This window comes from Amycolatopsis sp. NPDC041971, assembly GCF_055588925.1.
Genome location: NZ_JBVJCE010000017.1, coordinates 149,229 through 167,195 on the forward strand (window position 1 = coordinate 149,229; position 17,967 = coordinate 167,195).

Annotated in this window: 18 protein-coding genes; 5 read left to right on the forward strand and 13 right to left on the reverse strand. The window is 67.0% G+C overall.

Annotated elements, in window-relative coordinates; all coding sequences use genetic code 11:
- Window positions 1–206 precede the first annotated feature (206 nt).
- Window positions 207–644, forward strand: a complete 438-nt coding sequence (locus ACZ6DT_RS29825; RefSeq protein ID WP_465601491.1) for a GNAT family N-acetyltransferase — start codon at window positions 207–209, stop codon at window positions 642–644.
- Between the two features lie 45 nt (window positions 645–689).
- On the opposite strand, the gene eda is transcribed toward ACZ6DT_RS29825, so the two are convergent.
- Window positions 690–1,310: a bifunctional 4-hydroxy-2-oxoglutarate aldolase/2-dehydro-3-deoxy-phosphogluconate aldolase gene (gene eda / locus ACZ6DT_RS29830; RefSeq protein WP_465601494.1), complete on the reverse strand. Its 621-nt coding sequence runs from the start codon at window positions 1,308–1,310 to the stop codon at window positions 690–692.
- Window positions 1,307–3,196, reverse strand: coding sequence for a phosphogluconate dehydratase (gene edd / locus ACZ6DT_RS29835; RefSeq protein WP_465601496.1), 1,890 nt, complete (start codon window positions 3,194–3,196; stop codon window positions 1,307–1,309). Before edd ends, eda begins: the two co-directional genes overlap by 4 nt.
- 262 nt (window positions 3,197–3,458) lie before the next feature.
- Between edd and ACZ6DT_RS29840 the strand changes: the two genes are divergently transcribed.
- The 4 genes from ACZ6DT_RS29840 to ACZ6DT_RS29855 are packed head-to-tail and all read left to right on the forward strand — an operon-like array spanning window position 3,459 to window position 7,290.
- Entirely contained in the window at window positions 3,459–3,746 is a 288-nt protein-coding gene (locus ACZ6DT_RS29840; RefSeq protein WP_465601498.1) for a hypothetical protein, read from the forward strand.
- Entirely contained in the window at window positions 3,743–4,573 is an 831-nt protein-coding gene (locus ACZ6DT_RS29845) for a hypothetical protein (RefSeq protein ID WP_465601501.1), read from the forward strand. Before ACZ6DT_RS29840 ends, ACZ6DT_RS29845 begins: the two co-directional genes overlap by 4 nt.
- A 51-nt stretch (window positions 4,574–4,624) precedes the next feature.
- The gene (locus ACZ6DT_RS29850; RefSeq protein WP_465601504.1) at window positions 4,625–6,541 is read left to right on the forward strand and encodes a fumarate reductase/succinate dehydrogenase flavoprotein subunit; all 1,917 of its coding nucleotides are present in this window, start codon (window positions 4,625–4,627) and stop codon (window positions 6,539–6,541) included.
- A complete protein-coding gene (locus ACZ6DT_RS29855; protein WP_465601507.1) occupies window positions 6,538–7,290 on the forward strand; it encodes a succinate dehydrogenase/fumarate reductase iron-sulfur subunit in 753 nt (250 codons plus the stop codon). Before ACZ6DT_RS29850 ends, ACZ6DT_RS29855 begins: the two co-directional genes overlap by 4 nt.
- 271 nt (window positions 7,291–7,561) lie before the next feature.
- Here ACZ6DT_RS29855 and ACZ6DT_RS29860 read toward each other — a convergent pair whose 3' ends face one another.
- From ACZ6DT_RS29860 to ACZ6DT_RS29910, 11 genes are all read right to left on the reverse strand, one after another.
- On the reverse strand, window positions 7,562–8,368 hold the full coding sequence (locus tag ACZ6DT_RS29860; RefSeq protein ID WP_465601510.1) for a sulfite exporter TauE/SafE family protein: 807 nt from the start codon (window positions 8,366–8,368) through the stop codon (window positions 7,562–7,564).
- 58 nt (window positions 8,369–8,426) lie between these two features.
- Window positions 8,427–9,170 (reverse strand): 3'(2'),5'-bisphosphate nucleotidase CysQ, encoded by a 744-nt coding sequence (locus ACZ6DT_RS29865; protein ID WP_465601513.1) that lies wholly within the window; start codon window positions 9,168–9,170, stop codon window positions 8,427–8,429.
- Window positions 9,157–10,065 carry a sulfite exporter TauE/SafE family protein gene (locus ACZ6DT_RS29870; protein WP_465601515.1) on the reverse strand — a complete coding sequence of 303 codons (909 nt, stop codon included), beginning with the start codon at window positions 10,063–10,065 and terminating at the stop codon, window positions 9,157–9,159. Before ACZ6DT_RS29870 ends, ACZ6DT_RS29865 begins: the two co-directional genes overlap by 14 nt.
- Complete coding sequence (locus tag ACZ6DT_RS29875) at window positions 10,059–11,360, reverse strand: sulfate adenylyltransferase subunit 1 (protein ID WP_465601517.1); 1,302 nt, start codon at window positions 11,358–11,360, stop codon at window positions 10,059–10,061. Before ACZ6DT_RS29875 ends, ACZ6DT_RS29870 begins: the two co-directional genes overlap by 7 nt.
- Window positions 11,360–12,307 (reverse strand): sulfate adenylyltransferase subunit CysD, encoded by a 948-nt coding sequence (gene cysD / locus ACZ6DT_RS29880; RefSeq protein ID WP_465601520.1) that lies wholly within the window; start codon window positions 12,305–12,307, stop codon window positions 11,360–11,362. Before cysD ends, ACZ6DT_RS29875 begins: the two co-directional genes overlap by 1 nt.
- Window positions 12,304–12,924 (reverse strand): adenylyl-sulfate kinase, encoded by a 621-nt coding sequence (cysC, locus tag ACZ6DT_RS29885; protein WP_465601522.1) that lies wholly within the window; start codon window positions 12,922–12,924, stop codon window positions 12,304–12,306. Before cysC ends, cysD begins: the two co-directional genes overlap by 4 nt.
- Window positions 12,925–12,958: 34 nt before the next feature.
- Window positions 12,959–13,951 (reverse strand): 2,3-diaminopropionate biosynthesis protein SbnA, encoded by a 993-nt coding sequence (sbnA, locus tag ACZ6DT_RS29890; RefSeq protein WP_465601524.1) that lies wholly within the window; start codon window positions 13,949–13,951, stop codon window positions 12,959–12,961.
- Window positions 13,952–13,996: 45 nt separating this feature from the next.
- A complete protein-coding gene (locus ACZ6DT_RS29895; RefSeq protein WP_465601527.1) occupies window positions 13,997–14,776 on the reverse strand; it encodes a sulfotransferase-like domain-containing protein in 780 nt (259 codons plus the stop codon).
- A 53-nt stretch (window positions 14,777–14,829) separates the two neighbouring features.
- Window positions 14,830–15,834: a 2,3-diaminopropionate biosynthesis protein SbnB gene (sbnB, locus tag ACZ6DT_RS29900; RefSeq protein ID WP_465601529.1), complete on the reverse strand. Its 1,005-nt coding sequence runs from the start codon at window positions 15,832–15,834 to the stop codon at window positions 14,830–14,832.
- A 536-nt stretch (window positions 15,835–16,370) separates the two neighbouring features.
- Entirely contained in the window at window positions 16,371–17,270 is a 900-nt protein-coding gene (locus tag ACZ6DT_RS29905) for an amino acid ABC transporter permease (RefSeq protein WP_465601532.1), read from the reverse strand.
- A complete protein-coding gene (locus ACZ6DT_RS29910) occupies window positions 17,267–17,914 on the reverse strand; it encodes an amino acid ABC transporter permease (RefSeq protein ID WP_465601534.1) in 648 nt (215 codons plus the stop codon). The genes ACZ6DT_RS29905 and ACZ6DT_RS29910 overlap by 4 nt, the downstream gene beginning before the upstream one ends.
- Between the last annotated feature and the right edge of the window lie 53 nt (window positions 17,915–17,967).

A 17,967-nucleotide genomic window follows, 5' to 3' on the forward strand; every position in this document is an offset into this window, starting at 1 on the left:
CCCCTCCCCCCCCCCCCCCCGGACCCCCCCCCCCCCCCCCCCCCCCCCCCCCCCCCCCCCCCCCCCCCCCCCCCCCCCCCAACAACCTTCCCGCCAGGCCACACCGGGGTCGACGGCTCGCGAGTGGCAATGCGTTTTACCGCGCGATTGGCCACTCGCCGGGCGGCGGCGAACACCTAGGCTCGGGTGATCACCGGGAGGACCACATGATCACCATCGCTCCATTAGAGCCAGAAGACCGCGAAGCCTGGGAAAACCTGTTCCGCGCGTACATCGCCTTCTACGAACGTGTTGCGCCTCAAGAGGTTTACCACCGCGCCTGGCGCGAATTCCGGACGGGAGAGCGGATGCACGCGCGCGGCGCCCGCGTGGGCGGCGAGCTCGTCGGGATCACGCATTTCCTGGTGCACCCCAGCACTTCCGCGCTCACCGACGTCTGTTACCTGCAAGACCTCTTCACCGCGCCGGAAGCCCGGGGCAAGGGTGTCGCGCGGGCGCTGATCGAGGCCGTCGCGGACTGGGCGCGCGACCGCGATTGCGACAGGGTGTACTGGCACACCAGGGAATCCAACACGACCGCGCGTCGCCTGTACGACCAGGTCGCGGTCAACCGCGGTTTCATCCAGTACCAGCTCCCGCTCTGAAAGCAGTGAAGGCCACCTCCGCGAAGGTGGCCTTCACAGCACGGATCAGAGCTTCGACGCCTCCGCCGCGAAAGCCTCGATCTTCCCGAAGTCCTTGGCCGCCAATGCGTCCTTCGGCGTCAGCCACGAACCACCGATGCAGCCCACATTGGACAGTGCGAGGTAGTCCGGCGCGGTCTTCACGGTAATCCCGCCGGTGGGGCAGAACCGCAGGCCGGGCAGCGGCCCGCCGATCGACTTCAGGTACGCCACGCCACCACTGGCCTCGGCGGGGAAGAACTTCAACGCCGTCAGCCCGCGCTCGGCCAGCCGCATCGCCTCCGAGACTGTGCTCGCGCCCGGCAGGAACGGCAGCCCGGTGTCGAACGCCGCGTCCAAGACCGAGTCCGTGCAGCCCGGGGTCACCAGGAACTTCGCGCCGGCGTCGGCGGCCTGCTTGGCGTGTTCCGGTGCGGTGACCGTCCCGGCGCCGATGACGATCTCCGGGACCTCCGCGGCGATCCGCTCGATGGAGGCGAGTGCCGCCGGGGTGCGCAGGGTCAGCTCGATCACGCCGATCCCGCCCGCGAGCAGGGCCCGCGCGGTGGGCACGGCGTCGCCGGCGTCGTCGAGCACGACGACGGGCATCACGGGGGACAGGCCGAGCAGGTCGGCGCCGGTGGTCACTGGGTTACCTCCACAGGGGTCAACGTGTGCGCCGGAGCGCCGAAGTGTTCCGGCGTGAGCGGTCCGAACACGCTCGCGCCTTGATCGGCGGGGCCCACCGCGCGGCGCAGCGCCGCGAACAGCTCCCGGCCGGTGCCGGTCCAGGATGCCTCCGAAGGCGGGGAGTCCACCAGTTCACGGCGGGCGAGTTCTTCGTCACCCACGAAGACGTCGAGCGTCCCGGCCTTGGCGTCGAGACGGATGACGTCGCCGTCGGCGATCCGCGCGATCGGGCCGCCCGCGGCGGCTTCCGGGGTCACCTGGATCGCCGCCGGGATCTTCCCGGACGCGCCCGACATCCGGCCGTCGGTGAGCAACGCCACCTGGTGCCCGCGGTCCATCAGCACCCCCAGTGCCGGGGTGAGGCCGTGCAGTTCCGGCATCCCGTTGGCCTGAGGGCCCTGCTGCCGGATGACCACGACGACGTCGCGGTTCAGCTCGCCGGCCTCGAAAGCGTCCTTGAAGGACTTCTGATCGGTGAATACCCGAGCCGGGGCCTGGACGATCCGGCGCTCCGGCGCGACGGCCGACACCTTGATCACCGCGCGGCCGAGGTTGCCCGCGACCATCCGCAGCCCGCCGTCGGCGGCGAACGGCCGCCACACGGGGCGCAGGACGTCCTCGTCGAGGCTGCGCGCCGGGACGTCACGCCAGACCAGTTCGCCCTCGGAGAGGATCGGCTCCTGCCGGTAGCGGTGCAGACCCGGCCCGGCGACGGTCTGGACCTCCTCGTGCAGCAGGCCCGCGTCGAGCAGCGTGCCGACCAGGAACTGGATGCCCCCGGCGGCGTGGAAGTGGTTGATGTCGGCGCTGCCGTTCGGGTACACACGCGCCAGCAGGGGGATCACCGCCGACAGGTCGGAGAAGTCGTCCCAGGTCAGCTGGATGCCCGCGGCCCCGGCGATCGCGACGAGGTGCATCGTGTGGTTGGTCGAACCGCCCGTGGCGAGCAGTGCGATGACGCCGTTGACGACGGCCTTCTCGTCGATCACGCGCGAGATCGGCGTGTACTCCTCGCCTCGCGAAAGCTTCACCACGCGACGTCCGGCCTCTTCGGTGAGCGCCTTCCGCAGCGGCGAGTTCGGCTGCACGAAGCTGGCGCCCGGCAGGTGCAGGCCCATCACCTCGACGACCATCTGGTTCGAGTTGGCCGTGCCGTAGAAGGTGCACGTTCCCGCCGAGTGGTACGAAGCCGCTTCCGCGTCCAACAGGTCTTCGCGGGTCGCCTTGCCCTCCGCGTACAGCTGGCGCACGCGTGCCTTCTCCTTGTTCGGCAGACCGGAGTTCATCGGCCCGGCGGGCACCAGGATCGCCGGGAGGTGCCCGAAGGACAGTGCCCCGATCAGCAGGCCCGGCACGATCTTGTCGCAGACGCCGAGCAGCAGTGCCGCGTCGAACATGTCGTGGGACAGCGCGATCGCGGTCGACATCGCGATCACCTCGCGGCTGAACAGCGACAGCTCCATCCCGGGGCGGCCCTGGGTGACACCGTCGCACATCGCGGGCACGCCACCGGCGAACTGCGCCACCCCGCCCGCCTGACGGACCGAGCCCTTGAGCATCGCGGGGTACTCCTGCATCGGCTGGTGCGCCGAAAGCATGTCGTTGTAGGAGGAGACGATCGCGACGCCCGGCGCCCGCACGGCGCGCAGTGCCGCTTTGTCGACACCTTCCATCGCGGCGAAGCCGTGGGCGAGGTTGCTGCAGTCGAGGCCGCGCCGCACCGGTCCTTCTCCGTGGGAGGCGGCGACCCGCTCGAGGTACGCGGCGCGGGTTCCGGCGCTGCGGGCGGCGATGCGTTCGGTGACTTCGGCGATGATGGGGTGGACGTTCGGGGCGGTGCTCATGTCCGGCTCCGGATCACTGGTCGTGGTGGTCCGCGGGACGGCAACGCTGACGCCGCTGGGTCGTGACAGTGGCCACAGTACCTCGGGGGAAAGCTCGAATCAAAATCGATACAGAAGATCGACTCGCGTGACCTCCGTCACGTCATTAGGTTCCACTGTGCTACTTGTCACATTGCACAACGCGCGGCAGAGTCGAGACGGCGAGGATCGCTTGCCTTCGAAGGCTCGAGCGGCCAACCGAACCGACCATCGGGAGGTACCGATGTCCACCACAGAGATCGCCGAGCTTCGGCGAGCCATCGGTCAGTTGAGGCAGTGCGTCGGCGCGCTGCGATCCCGATACGGCGACGCTTCGGCGGTACGACGCCTGGCGAACGACGTCGAGCGGCTCGACATCGACGCGACCGATCTCGACACGACTCCGAACGCGGTGCCCGCGCAGGCGCAGGCCGCCGATCGTGTCCAGATTCCCGATACGCCCTACGACCCGGCGCTGTGGCACGGCGCCGATGACGAAGGCGTCGGCGGCTACAAGCGCGATCAGCGGTGAGCGCCCCCGCCGGCGATGAGGCCGGACGGGGTACGGGGGTCCGTGCACCGTCGCGGGCCCGGATCGCCGAGAAAACGCTGCGCACCGACCGGTGGTGGCTGTCCCCGCTACTGACCGTCCTCGGCCTCTCCGCCTTCATCGTCTACGCGACGATCAGGTCCTTCGTGCGCACCGCGTACTGGGTGCCCGAGTACCACTACCTGACGCCGTTCTATTCACCCTGTGTCTCGGAATCCTGCGTCGAAGGCTCCCGGCATTTCGGGGCCTGGATCGGCGAACTGCCGGGTTTCGTCCCGCTCGGCTTCCTCGTCCTGCCGTTCCTGCTGGGCTTCCGGCTGACCTGCTACTACTACCGTAAGGCGTACTACCGCGCCGTCTGGTTCTCGCCGCCCGCGTGCGCGGTCGCCGAACCGCACGCGAAGTACACCGGTGAGACCCGCTTGCCGTTGATCCTGCAGAACGTCCACCGCTACTTCTTCTACGTGGCCGTGGTCGTCTCGCTGGTCAACACCTACGACGCGATCACCGCGTTCCACGGCAAGACCGGCGGATTCGGTTTCGGGCTCGGCAACATCGTGCTGCTCGGCAACGTGATCCTGTTGTGGGCCTACACGTTGTCCTGTCACTCGTGCCGCCACGTGACCGGCGGCAGGCTCAAGCACTTCTCGAAACATCCGGTCCGCTACTGGATCTGGACGCAGATCACGAAGCTCAACACCCGGCACATGGCGCTGGCGTGGACGACGCTCGGCACGCTCGTGCTGACCGATCTCTACGTGATGCTCGTGGCCAGCGGCGCGATTTCGGATCTGCGGTTCATCAACTAGCGGCGCGGGAATCTCCCGTCCCCGGCGACAAGCTTTGAGGTGGCTCTTTCTATGACCGAGGTCGAACGGCTCAACTACGACGTGGTGGTGATCGGGGCAGGCGGCGCCGGTCTCCGCGCGGTCATCGAGGCCCGTGAGCGCGGCTTCAGCGTCGCGGTGGTGTGCAAATCGCTGTTCGGCAAGGCGCATACGGTGATGGCCGAAGGCGGCTGCGCGGCGTCGATGGGCAACGCGAACTCGAACGACAACTGGCAGGTGCACTTCCGCGACACCATGCGCGGCGGGAAGTTCCTCAACAACTGGCGGATGGCCGAACTCCACGCCAAGGAGGCGCCGGACCGGGTCTGGGAACTGGAGACCTACGGCGCGCTGTTCGATCGCACCGCCGACGGCCGGATCAGTCAGCGCAACTTCGGCGGGCACACGTATCCCCGGCTGGCACACGTCGGTGACCGCACCGGACTCGAACTGATCCGCACGATGCAGCAGAAAATCGTTTCGCTGCAACAAGAGGACTTCAAGGAGACCGGAGACTACGAAGCGAGGATCAAGGTCTTCGCCGAATGCACGATCACCGAACTGCTGACCGACAACGGGCGAATCTCGGGCGCCTTCGGATACTGGCGGGAGAGCGGCCGGTTCATCCTGTTCGAGACACCGGCGGTCGTGCTGGCCACGGGCGGGATCGGGAAGTCGTTCAAGGTCACCTCGAACTCGTGGGAGTACACCGGCGACGGGCACGCGCTGGCGCTGCGGGCCGGGGCGACGCTCATCAACATGGAGTTCGTCCAGTTCCACCCGACCGGCATGGTCTGGCCGCCGAGTGTGAAGGGGATCCTGGTCACCGAAGGCGTCCGCGGTGACGGCGGGGTCCTCAAGAACACCGAGGACAAGCGGTTCATGTTCTCCTACGTCCCCGACGTGTTCAAGGGGCAGTACGCGGACAGCGAGGAAGAAGCCGACCGCTGGTACGCCGACGCCGACAACAACCGCCGCACCCCGGACCTGCTGCCGCGGGACGAGGTCGCGCGCGCGATCAACACCGAGGTCAAGGAGGGCCGGGGGTCGCCGCACGGCGGGGTCTTCCTCGACATCGCCAGCAGGCTGCCCGCGGAGGAGATCCGCAAACGGCTGCCGTCGATGTACCACCAGTTCAAGGAACTCGCCGACGTCGACATCACCAAGGAGCCGATGGAGGTCGGCCCCACCTGTCACTACGTGATGGGCGGGATCGAGGTCGACCCGGACACCGCGTCTTCGAGTGTGCCGGGGTTGTTCGCCGCGGGCGAGTGCTCGGGCGGGATGCACGGCTCGAACCGGCTGGGCGGCAACTCGCTTTCGGATCTGCTCGTCTTCGGCCGCCGCGCGGGCCTCGGTGCCGCGTCCTACGTGTCGGAACTGAAGGATCGCCCCAAGGTCGATCAGTCCGATGTGGACGCCGCCGCGGCGATGGCGCTCGCGCCGTTCGAGCCGTCGGGCGACGGCGTCGAGGAGAACCCGTACAGCCTGCACACCGAACTGCAGCAGTCGATGAACGACCTCGTCGGCATCATCCGGAAAGCGGAGGAGATCGAGCGGGCGCTGGAGAAACTCGGGGAACTGCGCGAGCGGATCAAGCGGGTCACCGTCGAAGGACACCGGCAGTTCAACCCCGGCTGGCATCTCGCCGTCGACCTGCGCAACATGCTGATGGTCAGCGAATGCGTGGCGCGGGCCGCGCTGATGCGGACCGAGAGCCGGGGCGGGCACACCCGCGACGACCACCCGGGCCTGGACGCCCGGTGGCGCAACAAACTCCTGGTCTGCTCGGCCACGCCGGGCGACAATCCGGTGGTGCCGGAGATCGGCATCGAGGCCAAGGAACAGACCCCGCTGCGGCAGGACCTGCTGGAGCTTTTCGAACTGTCCGAGCTGGGGAAGTACTACACCGACGAAGAACTGGCCTCGCACCCCGGGAGTCCGGCATGAGCTACCAGGCGAGTTTCCGGGTCTGGCGCGGCGACGCCGATTCGGGTGAGCTGCAGGACTACCGCGTCGAGGTCAACGAGGGCGAGGTCGTCCTCGACATCATCCACCGCTTGCAGGCCACCCAGGCCTCGGATCTGGCGGTGCGGTGGAACTGCAAGGCGGGCAAATGCGGTTCCTGCTCGGCGGAGATCAACGGCAAGCCGCGGTTGCTGTGCATGACCCGGATGTCGACCTTCACCGAGGACGAGGTCATCACCGTGACGCCGATGCGGACGTTCCCGGTGATCCGGGACCTGGTGACCGACGTGTCGTTCAACTACGCCAAGGCCCGCGAGATCCCGTCGTTCACCCCGCCTCCGGAGCTGAAGCCGGGGGAGTACCGGATGCAGCAGGTCGACGTGGAGCGCTCGCAGGAGTTCCGCAAGTGCATCGAGTGCTTCCTGTGCCAGAACACCTGCCACGTGGTGCGTGACCACGAGGAGAACAAGGAGGCCTTCGCCGGCCCCCGATACCTCATGCGCATCGCCGAACTCGAAATGCACCCCCTCGACGTCGCCGACCGGCGTGACGCGGCGCAGGAGGAGCACGGGCTGGGCTATTGCAACATCACCAAGTGCTGCGGTGACGTGTGCCCGGAAGGCATCCACATCACCGACAACGCGCTGATCCCGATGAAAGAACGCGTCGCGGACCGGAAGTACGACCCCATCGTGTGGCTGGGGAACAAGCTGTTCCGGCGGGACAAGTAAGTCCGGCTCCGGCCGGGGACGCGAGTGTCGCGAAACCACTCGAGTTCCCGGCCGGGACGACCGCAACCTTCAGGTTTGCGAGCACTGTAAAAGCCGCCGTGCGGATTCCGGCCCTCGCCGCAGCCGATGACAAGAACCGATCCGCCCGCCAGACCCGGCAAGGCCGACAGCACTTCCGCGGTCATGTCCGGGTCCGCCCATCAGGTCGTACCTCCCTGGTAGGGCGACCCGGGAGAGCCGATTTCCCCACGGTGACGACAGGTCCGGACGTTCAGCCGCCCATGACCAGTTTCCAGGTGAGGCTGCACACGAGCGCGAGGACCACGGACAGGAAGACCCGCCGCATGAATCTCGAGCCGCGGCGAGCCGCCACGGACGCGCCGAGTATCGAGCCCGCCAGATTGCAGCACGCCATGACCGATCCGAGCCCCCACAGTACTTTCCCGGTCGGGATGAAGAACAGGAGCGCGCCGAGGTTCGTGGCGGCGTTGACCAGTTTCGTGGTCGCCGACGCGCGGAGGAAGGAGTATCCGATCAGACCTACGAGGACGAAGATGAGAAAGGATCCCGTGCCGGGCCCGGCGAGCCCGTCCCAGAAACCGAGCACCGCACCGGTGCCGGTCATCGTCAGCACTTCGCCTCGTTTGCCGAACCGGACCAGCTCAGACGTGCCGAGGTCCGGTTGGCGCAGGGTGTAGAGCCCTACCCCGACCAAGGCGGCCAGAACGATGATGGTGAGCACTTTGGATGGCAGCAGGGTGGCCGACATGGCTCCGGCGACGGCGCCGCCGAGCGCGGTCACGGCCATCAGAAGCGCGGACGGCCAGTCCAAGGACGTGCGCCTGGCGTAGGTGGGAAGCGCCGCCGATGTCCCCACCAGGCTCGAAATCTTGTTGGTCGCCAGCGCGTACACGGGTGCGCCGCCCGGCATGACCAAGAGCAGGGCGGGAAGCTGGATCAGCCCGCCACCGCCGACCATCGCGTCCACCGCACCCGCGGTGAACGCGGCCAGACAGAGGAAAAGCAGGGCGACGAGGCTTACCGAGCCGAAACCCGCCCAGTCGAGCGGGGTCAGCACGCGACGCCCGTGACGTGATGCGACATGCGAACAACTCCTCCGGAATCTCGGCTCCTGTTCAGTCGCTGAACGATGCCACCGATTCGAGCACTCGCCCGGCCAGTTCTCGACGGCAGATCAGCAAGTCGGGCTGGTAGGGGTTCGGTTTGTTGTAGTGCAGGGGTGACCCGTCGATCCGGGACGCGTGCAGCCCGGCGGCCATGGCGACGCCGACCGGAGCCGCGGAATCCCATTCCCACTGGCCGCCGGCGTGCAGGTACACGTCGGCTTCACCGCGGACGACCGCCATCGCCTTCGCTCCGGCCGATCCCATGCCCACCAGGTCCAGTCCCAGCGCTTCGGCCACGGGTGCGGCGAACTCGGGCGGCCGTCCGGCACTCACGAGCATCACCGGCGAACCCGTCCCGGCGGGCCGGGGGAACTCCGTCGAGTGCACCAGCTCCAGATCCGGAATCGCGACGGCGGCCGCGGTCACGCCCGCACCCGCTTCCCACAAGGCGACATGCACTGCCCAGTTCGCGTCTCGCCCGTCCCCGTATTCGCGCGTGCCGTCGAGGGGGTCGACGATCCACACCCGGTCACGGCCGAGCCGGACACCGTCGTCGGCGGCCTCCTCCGATAGCACACTGTCTCCGGGCCGGAGGTGCGTGAGGGCCCTGGCGAGAAAGCTTTCCGAATGCGCGTCCGCGGCCTCGCCCAGTCGGCGAGGTGACAGATCGGCGTGCTTCGTCCGGAACCGGCTCAGCGACCGTCCCGCCCGTTCGGCCAGCGCGACCGCCAGTGCGGTGTCAGAGAGGGACATCGTTACTCCGGCTGGTCGGTGGCGTGGCTGAAACCGGAGAAACGGGTTCTCGCGGTGGTTTATCGCGCAGGAACCAGTGCACCGTCCCGGCGGTGACGGCGATCGGCGCGGCGGCCCAGAGCGGAAGCGAGAGCATGGACAGACCACTGAACATCAGAAGGCCGAGCACGAACGTCTTGAGCCATCGGCCGCGTACCCGGGTCGCCCACAGACTGCCGAACACGACACCCGGGATTCCGCCCAGCACCACCGACGCGGTGATGCCCAGGGTGAACTCGCCCACCAGGAGATGGCCCAGCGCCGCGGCCCAGACCAAGGGTACCGCCTGGACGAGGTCGGTCGCGGTCAACCGTGTCCCGGTCATCGCGGGGAAGAGCACGACCAGACCCGCCGCCACGAGCGAACCGGAACCGACCGAGGTCAGCCCGACCAACGTCCCGACGACGGCCCCGAGCACACCCAGCGTCACCCGGTTCCGCCGTCGGTCCGGTTCCGCGCCGGCCGGTCTCGACGACTTCAGGAACGCCCGTGCCACGCCCAGCAGGGCGCTGACGACGACCATCACGCCGAGCAGGACGCGAAGAAAGCCGTCCGGGATCCCGCCGTCGATCAAGACGTGCGCCAGGACCGGTGCGGCGAACGCACAGGGGACCGACCCGACAAGCAGGCAGCGGACGACGTGTAGATCCGCCGTTCTGGACCGCAGGTGGACGGCGGCACCGAAGGGTTTCATGATCGCCGATGCCACGAGGTCGGACGTGATCGCCGCCGCGGGCGGGACGTTGAACACGCCGACCAGCAGCGGGGTCAGCAGGGCGCCGCCGCCCATTCCGGTCAGCCCGATCACTCCGCCGAGCAGCAACGATGTCGCCACCAGAGCGGGGTCGATCAACACGTCAGGCTCTCCTCGGCGAGATCGGCCGTCGAGCCCGCGCCTGCCGGACTTCCCGCCATCCCCGCTGCCGTCGTGCTCCCGTCCTCCGGATCGAGCAGGAGGAAACTCCCGGTGATCCGGTCGTGGCGATACGGCTCTATCGGCAGTGGTTCCGCCGTCAGAATCGAAACCACCGCGATGTCGTTGCCTCCGACGGCGTCACCGGACGGGGTGTACGACATCGTGGTGAGGTCGAGGCTGGACAGGATCTCGCGCAGCACCCCTCGCGCCGTCCGGGTGCCGTGCTTGACCAGTAGCGGCTCGCCTTCCCGTAGCCGGTGATCGGATACGCAGCAGATCACCGCGGTGAACTCGGTGGTGAGCCCGGGGGCGGGGACACCCGCGATGAGGTCCCCCCGCGAGACGTCCACCTCGTCGGCCAGCTGGATCTCCACCGATTGGCCGGGGCGGGCCTGCTCGACCGGCTCACCGAGCCGGCGCACGCGAAGCACCCGTGACCACACCCCGGAAGGCAGGATCAGGACCTCGTCGCCGGGTGACAGCGAGCCCGAGCCCATCCGTCCGGTGTAGGACCGTGCCGGTTCCTCGCCGCCGCGCAGGACGTATTGCACGGGCAGCCGCGCCGCGCCGCCCGCCCGTGCGGGCTCGGTGGGGACCTCCTCGAGGTGCTCCAGCAACGCCGGCCCGTCGTACCACGGGGTTCTTTCCGATCGGGTCACCACGTTGTCACCGCGAAGGGCGGAAAGCGGGATCACGACCACGTCTTCGATGCCGAGGCGGCGGGTGCAGTCCAGGACCTCGTCCCGCAACCGGGTGAAGCGAGCTTCGTCGAAGCCGACCGCGTCCATCTTGTTCACGGCCACGATCACGTGGGGGACCCGCAGGAGGGAGGCCGCCGCGAGATGACGGCGGGCCTGGTCCCGCAGGCTCGTCTGGGCGTCCACGAGGACGACCACGGCGTCCACCAGTGACATCCCACTGACGGTGTTGCGGTTGTACTGCACATGACCTGGCGTGTCGGCCAGGACGAACCGGCGTTTGGCCGTCGAGAAGTACCGGAAGGCGACATCGATGGTGATGCCTTGTTCCCGTTCGGCCCGCAAACCGTCGGTGAGCAGGGCGAGGTCCACCTCGAGACCGTCGTCCGAGGTGCCTTCCAGTGCGTCGAACTGGTCGGTGTACACCGAATCCGAGTCGATCAGGAGCCTGCCGACGAGGGTCGATTTCCCGTCGTCGACGCTTCCGGCGGTGGCCAGCCGCAGCAGGCCGCCGGTCGTGGCCTTGTCGATGGTCATCAGAAGTACCCCTCCCGCTTGCGGTCCTCCATGGCCGTGGTGGACAAACGGTCGTCGGCACGAGTGGCGCCGCGTTCACTCACCCGGGACTCCATGACTTCGCGCAGCACGTCCTCGGCCGTCTTCGCCTCCGATTCGACCGCGCCGGTGCACGACATGTCGCCCACCGTCCGGTAACGCACCGGCAGCGTGGTGACCACTTCACCGGGACGGGGGCCACCCCAGGCCCCGGGCGCGAGGAGCATGCCGTCGCGCCGGAAAACCTCCCGTGGATGGGTGAAGTAGATGGGCGGGAGCGGCACGTCGTACCGGACGATGTAGCTCCATACATCGGCTTCGGTCCAGTTGGACAGCGGGAAGATCCGCAGATGCTCGGTGGGCCGGATCCGGCCGTTGTAGAGCTGCCACAGCTCCGGCCGCTGGCGCCGGGGTTCCCAGCCGCCCAACGGGTCGCGCACCGAGAAGACGCGCTCCTTGGCTCTCGCCCGATCTTCGTCGCGCCGGGCACCGCCGAACAGCGCGTCGAAGTTGCCGGTCCGGATCGCGTCCAGCAACAGGCGGGTCTGCTGAGGATTACGCAGCCCGTCCGGTCGTTCGCTGAGTCTTCCCGTGTCGATCCAGGCTTGGACACTCGCCACGGTGAGGTCCAGTCCGTGCCGCTCGACGATCTCGTCCCGGAAGGCCAGCACCTCGGGGAAGTTGTGACCGGTGTCGATGTGCAGGAGACCGAAGGGCAGCTTCGCCGGTGCGAAGGAGCGCAGCGCGAGATGCAGGAGTACCGCCGAGTCTTTGCCGCCTGAGAACAACAGCACGGGCCGCTGCGACTCGGCGACGGCCTCCCTGATGATGTGCGCCGCCTCGCTCTCCAGGGTTTCCAGCTGAGCGTGTTCCGGCGAGACGCCGGAACCGGACCGGCCCGCCGGTTGGTCGATGGTGGACAGAGTCACAGCAGTTCCCATTCGTTCAGCGCGGCGCGTAGCCGTCCCACGGTCAGTTCGACGGTCTCGGCCTGGGTGTCCAGCCGCAGATCCGGTTGCGCCGGCACCTCGTAGGGGTCATCGACCCCGGTGAGCCCGGTGAGTTTCCCGGACCGCTGTTTCGCGTAAAGCCCCTTCACATCACGGTCGGCACAGATGTCCAGCGGTGTCGCCACGTGGACTTCCCGGTACGTCGTTCCGGCGTGGACGTGCTGCTCGCGGATGGCCGTCCTGGTGGTGGCGTACGGGGCGATCACCGGGACCAGGACCTTGACCCCGTTCCTGGCCAGCAGCTGGGCCACCCATCCGACGCGGAAGACGTTGATGTCCCGGTCCTCGCGGGAGAAACCGAGACCGTTCGACAGTTTCGCCCGGAATTCGTCGCCGTCGAGCACTTCGACCTTGTGCCCGTCACCGCGGAGGTCGGCCGCCAATTCCCTGGCGATCGTCGATTTGCCGGAGCTGGGCAGGCCGGTGAACCAGATGGTCGCCCCGCGTTCCCTGGCGGGGATGGTGCCGTTGCCCGCGACGGCCGGCGGTGCGTTCTGCACCCGCGTGGCGGAAATCGAATCGACATAGCTGTTCACGAGACTCTCCAAGAAGGTCGAAGCCGGGTGACGCTCAGACGAAGTTCTTCTGCAGTTCGCTGCGTTCGTTCCGCCGCTGAGGAGACAGGCAGCCGGGGAATCGCTCCTCGACCCAGTCACGGTCGTAGAGCGTGTCCAGGTAGCGATCGCCGAGATCGGGGGAGAGCGCCACCGCGGTCACGTGGTCGGGAAGATCCTTGAGGTAGTGCTCCACCGCGCTGAGCACCGTGCCGGACGAGCCGCCCAGGAGGTAGCCCCTCGCCGCGAGGCGATGGCACATCTGCACCGCTTCCCGTTCGTCCTGCATGATCACGTCGTCGACGAGGGAGGGATCGACCAGTTCGGGCTTCCGGCTCGTGCCGAGCCCGGGGAGGAAACGCGGTCCCGGCCGGCCACCGAAGGTCACGGACCCGGCGCTGTCCACCGCGATGATCTTCGCTCGGTGACCGCGGTCGCGGAGATACCGGGCGCAGCCCATCAACGTCCCGGTGGTGCCCGCGCCGATGAACACGTAATCGACCGAAGGGAACTGGGCGAACACCGCCGGCGCGGTATGCCGGTAATGCGCCCGCCAGTTCTCCGCGTTCGCGTACTGGTTCAGCCAGACATGCCGTGGATCGGTCGCGCACAACTCCTGCACGACGCGGATCCGGGTGCCGAGGTAGCCGCCGGTCTCGTCGAGCTGGGTGACGACGACGACCTCGCCGCCCATGCTCTCGATCAACCGGCGGACACCGGGATTGGCGCGTGGGTCGGTGACACAGATGAACCGGTATCCCCGGCTGGCGGCGATGATGGCCAGCGCGATTCCGAGGTTTCCCGACGACGATTCGACGATGACCGAATCTTCGCCGAGTAGTTCCGCCTTTTCGGCGGCGTCCACCATCGAACGTGCCGCTTTCAGCTTGATCGAGCCAGCGAGATTGAAACTCTCACATTTCAGATACACGGATTTTCCGAAGAACGAATGCAGGTCGATATAGATGTCTTCGATGATCAGGTCTTCTGGTGCGCGGACGATGGGCATGACAAAGAGACCCCCGATACTTGCCGCAGAAGCTTGACTAGTCGCTCAAAGCGTGGACGGACTGCGCTCGGGCAGGTGCACGAAGTGGCCGTCCTCGCGCATCCGCGTATAGTGGGAGACCGCCCACTCGATATGCTCACGCAGGCCGTCGTCGGCCGGGAAATCCGTGACGGAGGGAATCCGCTCGGTCGGCGGTTCGATTCCCGTACTGTTCAACACCCGGCTGTAGAAATAGTTGGCACCGTGATTGCTCAAGGGCAGGTCCGGTTGCGCTCGCCAGCGCAGCTGGTCTTCTTCGAATCGCAGATCCCACGCGGAGAGGATCCGCTCGAAGATCGGTTCCGGCGCCGACCGGTAGTCGTGACTGTCGACGATCAGGTACTCGACCCCGCGTTCGCGGCAGTGGGCGACCTGCTCGACCAGGTCCTGCCAGCCGGTCTCCCGGAGCGGGAAATCCGTGGGCAGATCGTGCGACGCTTTGATCCGCCGGCGGGAACTGACCGTCAGCCGAGGGTCCCGGATGAGGAAGACCACCGGATGGGCCGTCCGGTCGAGCAGTCGCGGAAAGTGGGCACCGACCTGGAAGGTCATCTCCTTCACGAGAAGCTTCTCGCCGCTCTTGGGCGGGATGACCGTTTTGAGATCGAGCGGATCGGCCAGAGCGGCGTCGGCGTGCGCGGGGTCCAAGGACCGGTAGTGCGTCGATTCGTACGGCTCGTGCGAGTAGTAGCGGATCTCCGGGTTGTTCCACAGCACTCGCGCGAACGCCGTCGACGCGCAGCGGGGAGGGCCGACGACCAGATGGATGTTCTCCGGGGTGTCCATGGGGAGGTCTCTCCTCGGTGATGGTGGATCGGGTGTCGCGGCGGCCGGCTTCGTCACCAGCGGCTGGTCTCGCCGATGAAGTCGTCGATCTCGATCAGCGAACCGTCGAGGCGGGCCCGCTCGAGGATGTGGTTGCCGACCGCCAGGTCGAGCACGCCGAGTCCGAACGGTGAGAAGACGGTCGCCCGGTCGGGCGAGAGGGTTATGTCGTGGCGCAGGACGTCGCCGATGGTGCCGTTGATGAATTCCCGGCCACCGGACAGGCGTTCGGCGAGATGAGGTGAGGTGTCGGCCTTCAAGCAGTGTTCGACGTCGTCGAGAACATTGTTCGAGCGCAGCAGCAGTTCCGGTGGGAGATCCCGCAGCGAGATGTTGAGCAGCAACTGATCGTCCCGGAACACGGTTTCCGCCGGTACGTAGGGAGCCGCCGCGGTGGTGGCGAAGACGACGAGTTGCGGGTCGAACGTCTCGGTCAACGTCTCGGCTCTGCGCGCGGTCAAGCCGTGAACCCGTCGTGCGTGTTCCACCAACCGGTCGGCGCTGCCGGGGTCGCGGTCATAGACCAGGACCTCACTGAGTTTCGGCAGCACTTCGACCAGATAGTCGGTGATGGTGCGGGCGATGACCCCGGCACCGACGAGGGAGACGCGCTCGGTGCCGGTGCCCCGCGGGAGCTCGCGGGCGGCCAAAGCCGCGGAAGCCGCGGTTCGTGCGGCGCTGATCCCGGCGGCCTCCACACAAGCGATGGGGTAGCCGGTCTCGTAGTCGTTGATCAGGAGCACCGCGGAAGCTCGCGGTCTGCCGGCCGCGACATTGCCGGGGAAGCTGGCGATCCATTTCATGCCGATCCTGTCGACGTCACCACCCAGGTAGCTCGGCAAGGCGATGACCCGCGAATCCGGTTTGTCCGGGAAGCGGAGAAAATAGCTGTCCGGATTTACGCTTTGTCCGGAATGGTGCAGAAGGTATGTCTTTTCGATCAGGTCGATCACGGTGTTCCGGGAGTCGTCGATAATCTTCTTGACCGCTTTCCCGGGAACTATGGACAGTGCGGACATTCGTCTCCTTGTTCATTTCACGCGGTTATCGGCTTCAAGGCGTCCTGAAGCAGGCCGCCCGGGTGAAATGCGCAACCTGGACGCACCTGTCGGCAATACTTTTCGCGGTTCCGCGGAATTCCGCCGACGCGTTTATGGCCGGATATCGAGCCAAGAGCTCATTGTTCGCTTTGATCGCTCATGCAAACCCCCAGTGGCAGTTCCGAGAAGCGGAATTCTGCGTGCTCATTGACATCATCGTTACCCGGGCTGGGGGCGAGGTACCGCCAAATGGAGGTTCTGACGACGATGAGCCACGGTGGGAAAAAAACATTTGACCTGGGGGAGAATGCCCCGAAGACGATGCGCGAGCGGTCGAATATTCGAATTCCGTCGCGGAAGGCGCCGCGGTGAAATCAGAATGGGTGCGCGGACCGGGTCGCCGATGCGGAATTCGTAACCGGACGCGAACAGCCGCCGGTGTGGCGTGATCTGCCACGGTACCGGCGGCTGTGCGTCCGTCTCATGAGCCCCGGACGAGGGCAGGCGGGAAACTCCTACTGGGCTCCCACGCCGCCGAGACCCCCGCTGGCGCCCGGCTGGACCGCGGTGAGCGTCGCGAGATCGCCGTCGTCCTTGGTGTGGATGATCTTCTTGTTACGGCGGTTACGCTTCTCGAGATATTTGGCCAGGGAAGTGAGGAGCAGGCACAGGGTGATGTAGATCGCCGCGATGACGATCGTCGTCGGTACGATCGGGCGGCTGAACGCCCCCTGTGAGCCGACGAAGCGGGCGTAGTAGAGCAACTCCTCGAAGGTGATCAGGAAGCCGAGCGCGGTGTCCTTCAGCAGGACGACCAACTGGCTGACGATGGTCGGCAGCATCGCCCTGACGGCTTGGGGGAGAAGGACGAAGAACATCACCTGGGTCTTGCGCATTCCCAGTGCGTACGCGGCTTCGGACTGTCCCTTCGGCAACGAGAGGATCCCCGCGCGGAAGACCTCGGCGAGCACGGAGCCGTTGTAGAGGGTGAGTCCCAGCACGACGGCGGCGAAGGGCGTCATCCGCACGTCGATGACCGGCAGGCCGTAGTAGAAGAGGAACATCAGGATCAGCAGCGGTATGGCGCGGAACAATTCGACGACGCCTGTCGAGATACCGCGTATCCACGCGTGGTCGGAAAGCCGTCCTGCCGCGAAGACCGCGCCGAAGACGAGAGCGAGCACCGCGCCCGCCGCGAAAGCCTTCAACGTGGCCAAGACGGCCTCGAGCAGATCTGCCTGGACCTGCTTGTACTGGAGCCACTCCCACTTGCGGGCGGTGAACTGCCCGCTGTCGTAGAAGCGGTACACCACGTAGGCGACCAGTGCGAGCACCGCGACGATGCCGACAACGGCCAGCACCCGGTGCCGGACACGGGCCTTCGGGCCGGGAAGGTCGAACAGGACGTTGCTCATCGGCTGATGCTCCACCGCTTTTCGAGGGACCGCTGAACATAGGAGAGGACCGCGACCAGGATGAGGAAGCCGAGTGTCACCCACAGCAAGCCGATGAGCTGGTCCTCACCGCGCTCGGACAAGTACTGCCGGATCGCTCCCGCTTCGGTCACCGAGAACCCGGCGGCGATCGTGGTGTTCTTGAGCAGGGCGATCAGCGTGCTCATGATCGGCGGCACCACCGAACGGATCGCCTGCGGAAGCACGATCGAGCCGATGATCTGGCCGAACGACAGGCCGAGCGCGCGGGCCGCCTCGGCCTGGCCCACCGGGACGGTGTTGATCCCGGAGCGGACCACCTCGCAGATGAAGGCCGCCGTGTACAGGGTCAAGGCGACGGCCGCGGCCACGAAGTACGACAGGCCGATGATGTTCAGCAGCGGATAAGCGAAGGCGAAGAACAGGAACACCAGGGTCAGCGGGGTGTTTCGCACGAGCGTGACGTAGGTCGTCCCCGTGGCACGGAAGACCGGTACCGGACTCACCCGCAGCATGGCGAGAAAAGTGCCGAGAACAAGGCTGGCGGCAGCGGCCAGGAGGAACAGGTAGATCGTGTTCAGGAAGAACGGACCGAAGAGGTCCAGGTTATCGAGTAGGACGTCCATGCAACTTTCCCCGCCGCCGGAGTGGTGATAAGGATCGCCGGTGGTTCCTTGTC

Bases quoted from the DNA above. Each gene is read 5' to 3' on its own strand.
- ACZ6DT_RS29910 (WP_465601534.1), bottom strand. From the start codon at position 17,914: ATGGACGTCCTACTCGATAACCTGGACCTCTTCGGTCCGTTCTTCCTG.
- ACZ6DT_RS29855 (WP_465601507.1), top strand. From the start codon at position 6,538: ATGAGCTACCAGGCGAGTTTCCGGGTCTGGCGCGGCGACGCCGATTCG.
- ACZ6DT_RS29850 (WP_465601504.1), top strand. From the start codon at position 4,625: ATGACCGAGGTCGAACGGCTCAACTACGACGTGGTGGTGATCGGGGCA.
- sbnA (WP_465601524.1), bottom strand. From the start codon at position 13,951: ATGCCCATCGTCCGCGCACCAGAAGACCTGATCATCGAAGACATCTAT.
- ACZ6DT_RS29875 (WP_465601517.1), bottom strand. From the start codon at position 11,360: ATGACCATCGACAAGGCCACGACCGGCGGCCTGCTGCGGCTGGCCACC.
- ACZ6DT_RS29825 (WP_465601491.1), top strand. From the start codon at position 207: ATGATCACCATCGCTCCATTAGAGCCAGAAGACCGCGAAGCCTGGGAA.
- ACZ6DT_RS29895 (WP_465601527.1), bottom strand. From the start codon at position 14,776: ATGGACACCCCGGAGAACATCCATCTGGTCGTCGGCCCTCCCCGCTGC.
- sbnB (WP_465601529.1), bottom strand. From the start codon at position 15,834: ATGTCCGCACTGTCCATAGTTCCCGGGAAAGCGGTCAAGAAGATTATC.
- ACZ6DT_RS29865 (WP_465601513.1), bottom strand. From the start codon at position 9,170: ATGTCCCTCTCTGACACCGCACTGGCGGTCGCGCTGGCCGAACGGGCG.
- edd (WP_465601496.1), bottom strand. From the start codon at position 3,196: ATGAGCACCGCCCCGAACGTCCACCCCATCATCGCCGAAGTCACCGAA.
- ACZ6DT_RS29840 (WP_465601498.1), top strand. From the start codon at position 3,459: ATGTCCACCACAGAGATCGCCGAGCTTCGGCGAGCCATCGGTCAGTTG.
- ACZ6DT_RS29905 (WP_465601532.1), bottom strand. From the start codon at position 17,270: ATGAGCAACGTCCTGTTCGACCTTCCCGGCCCGAAGGCCCGTGTCCGG.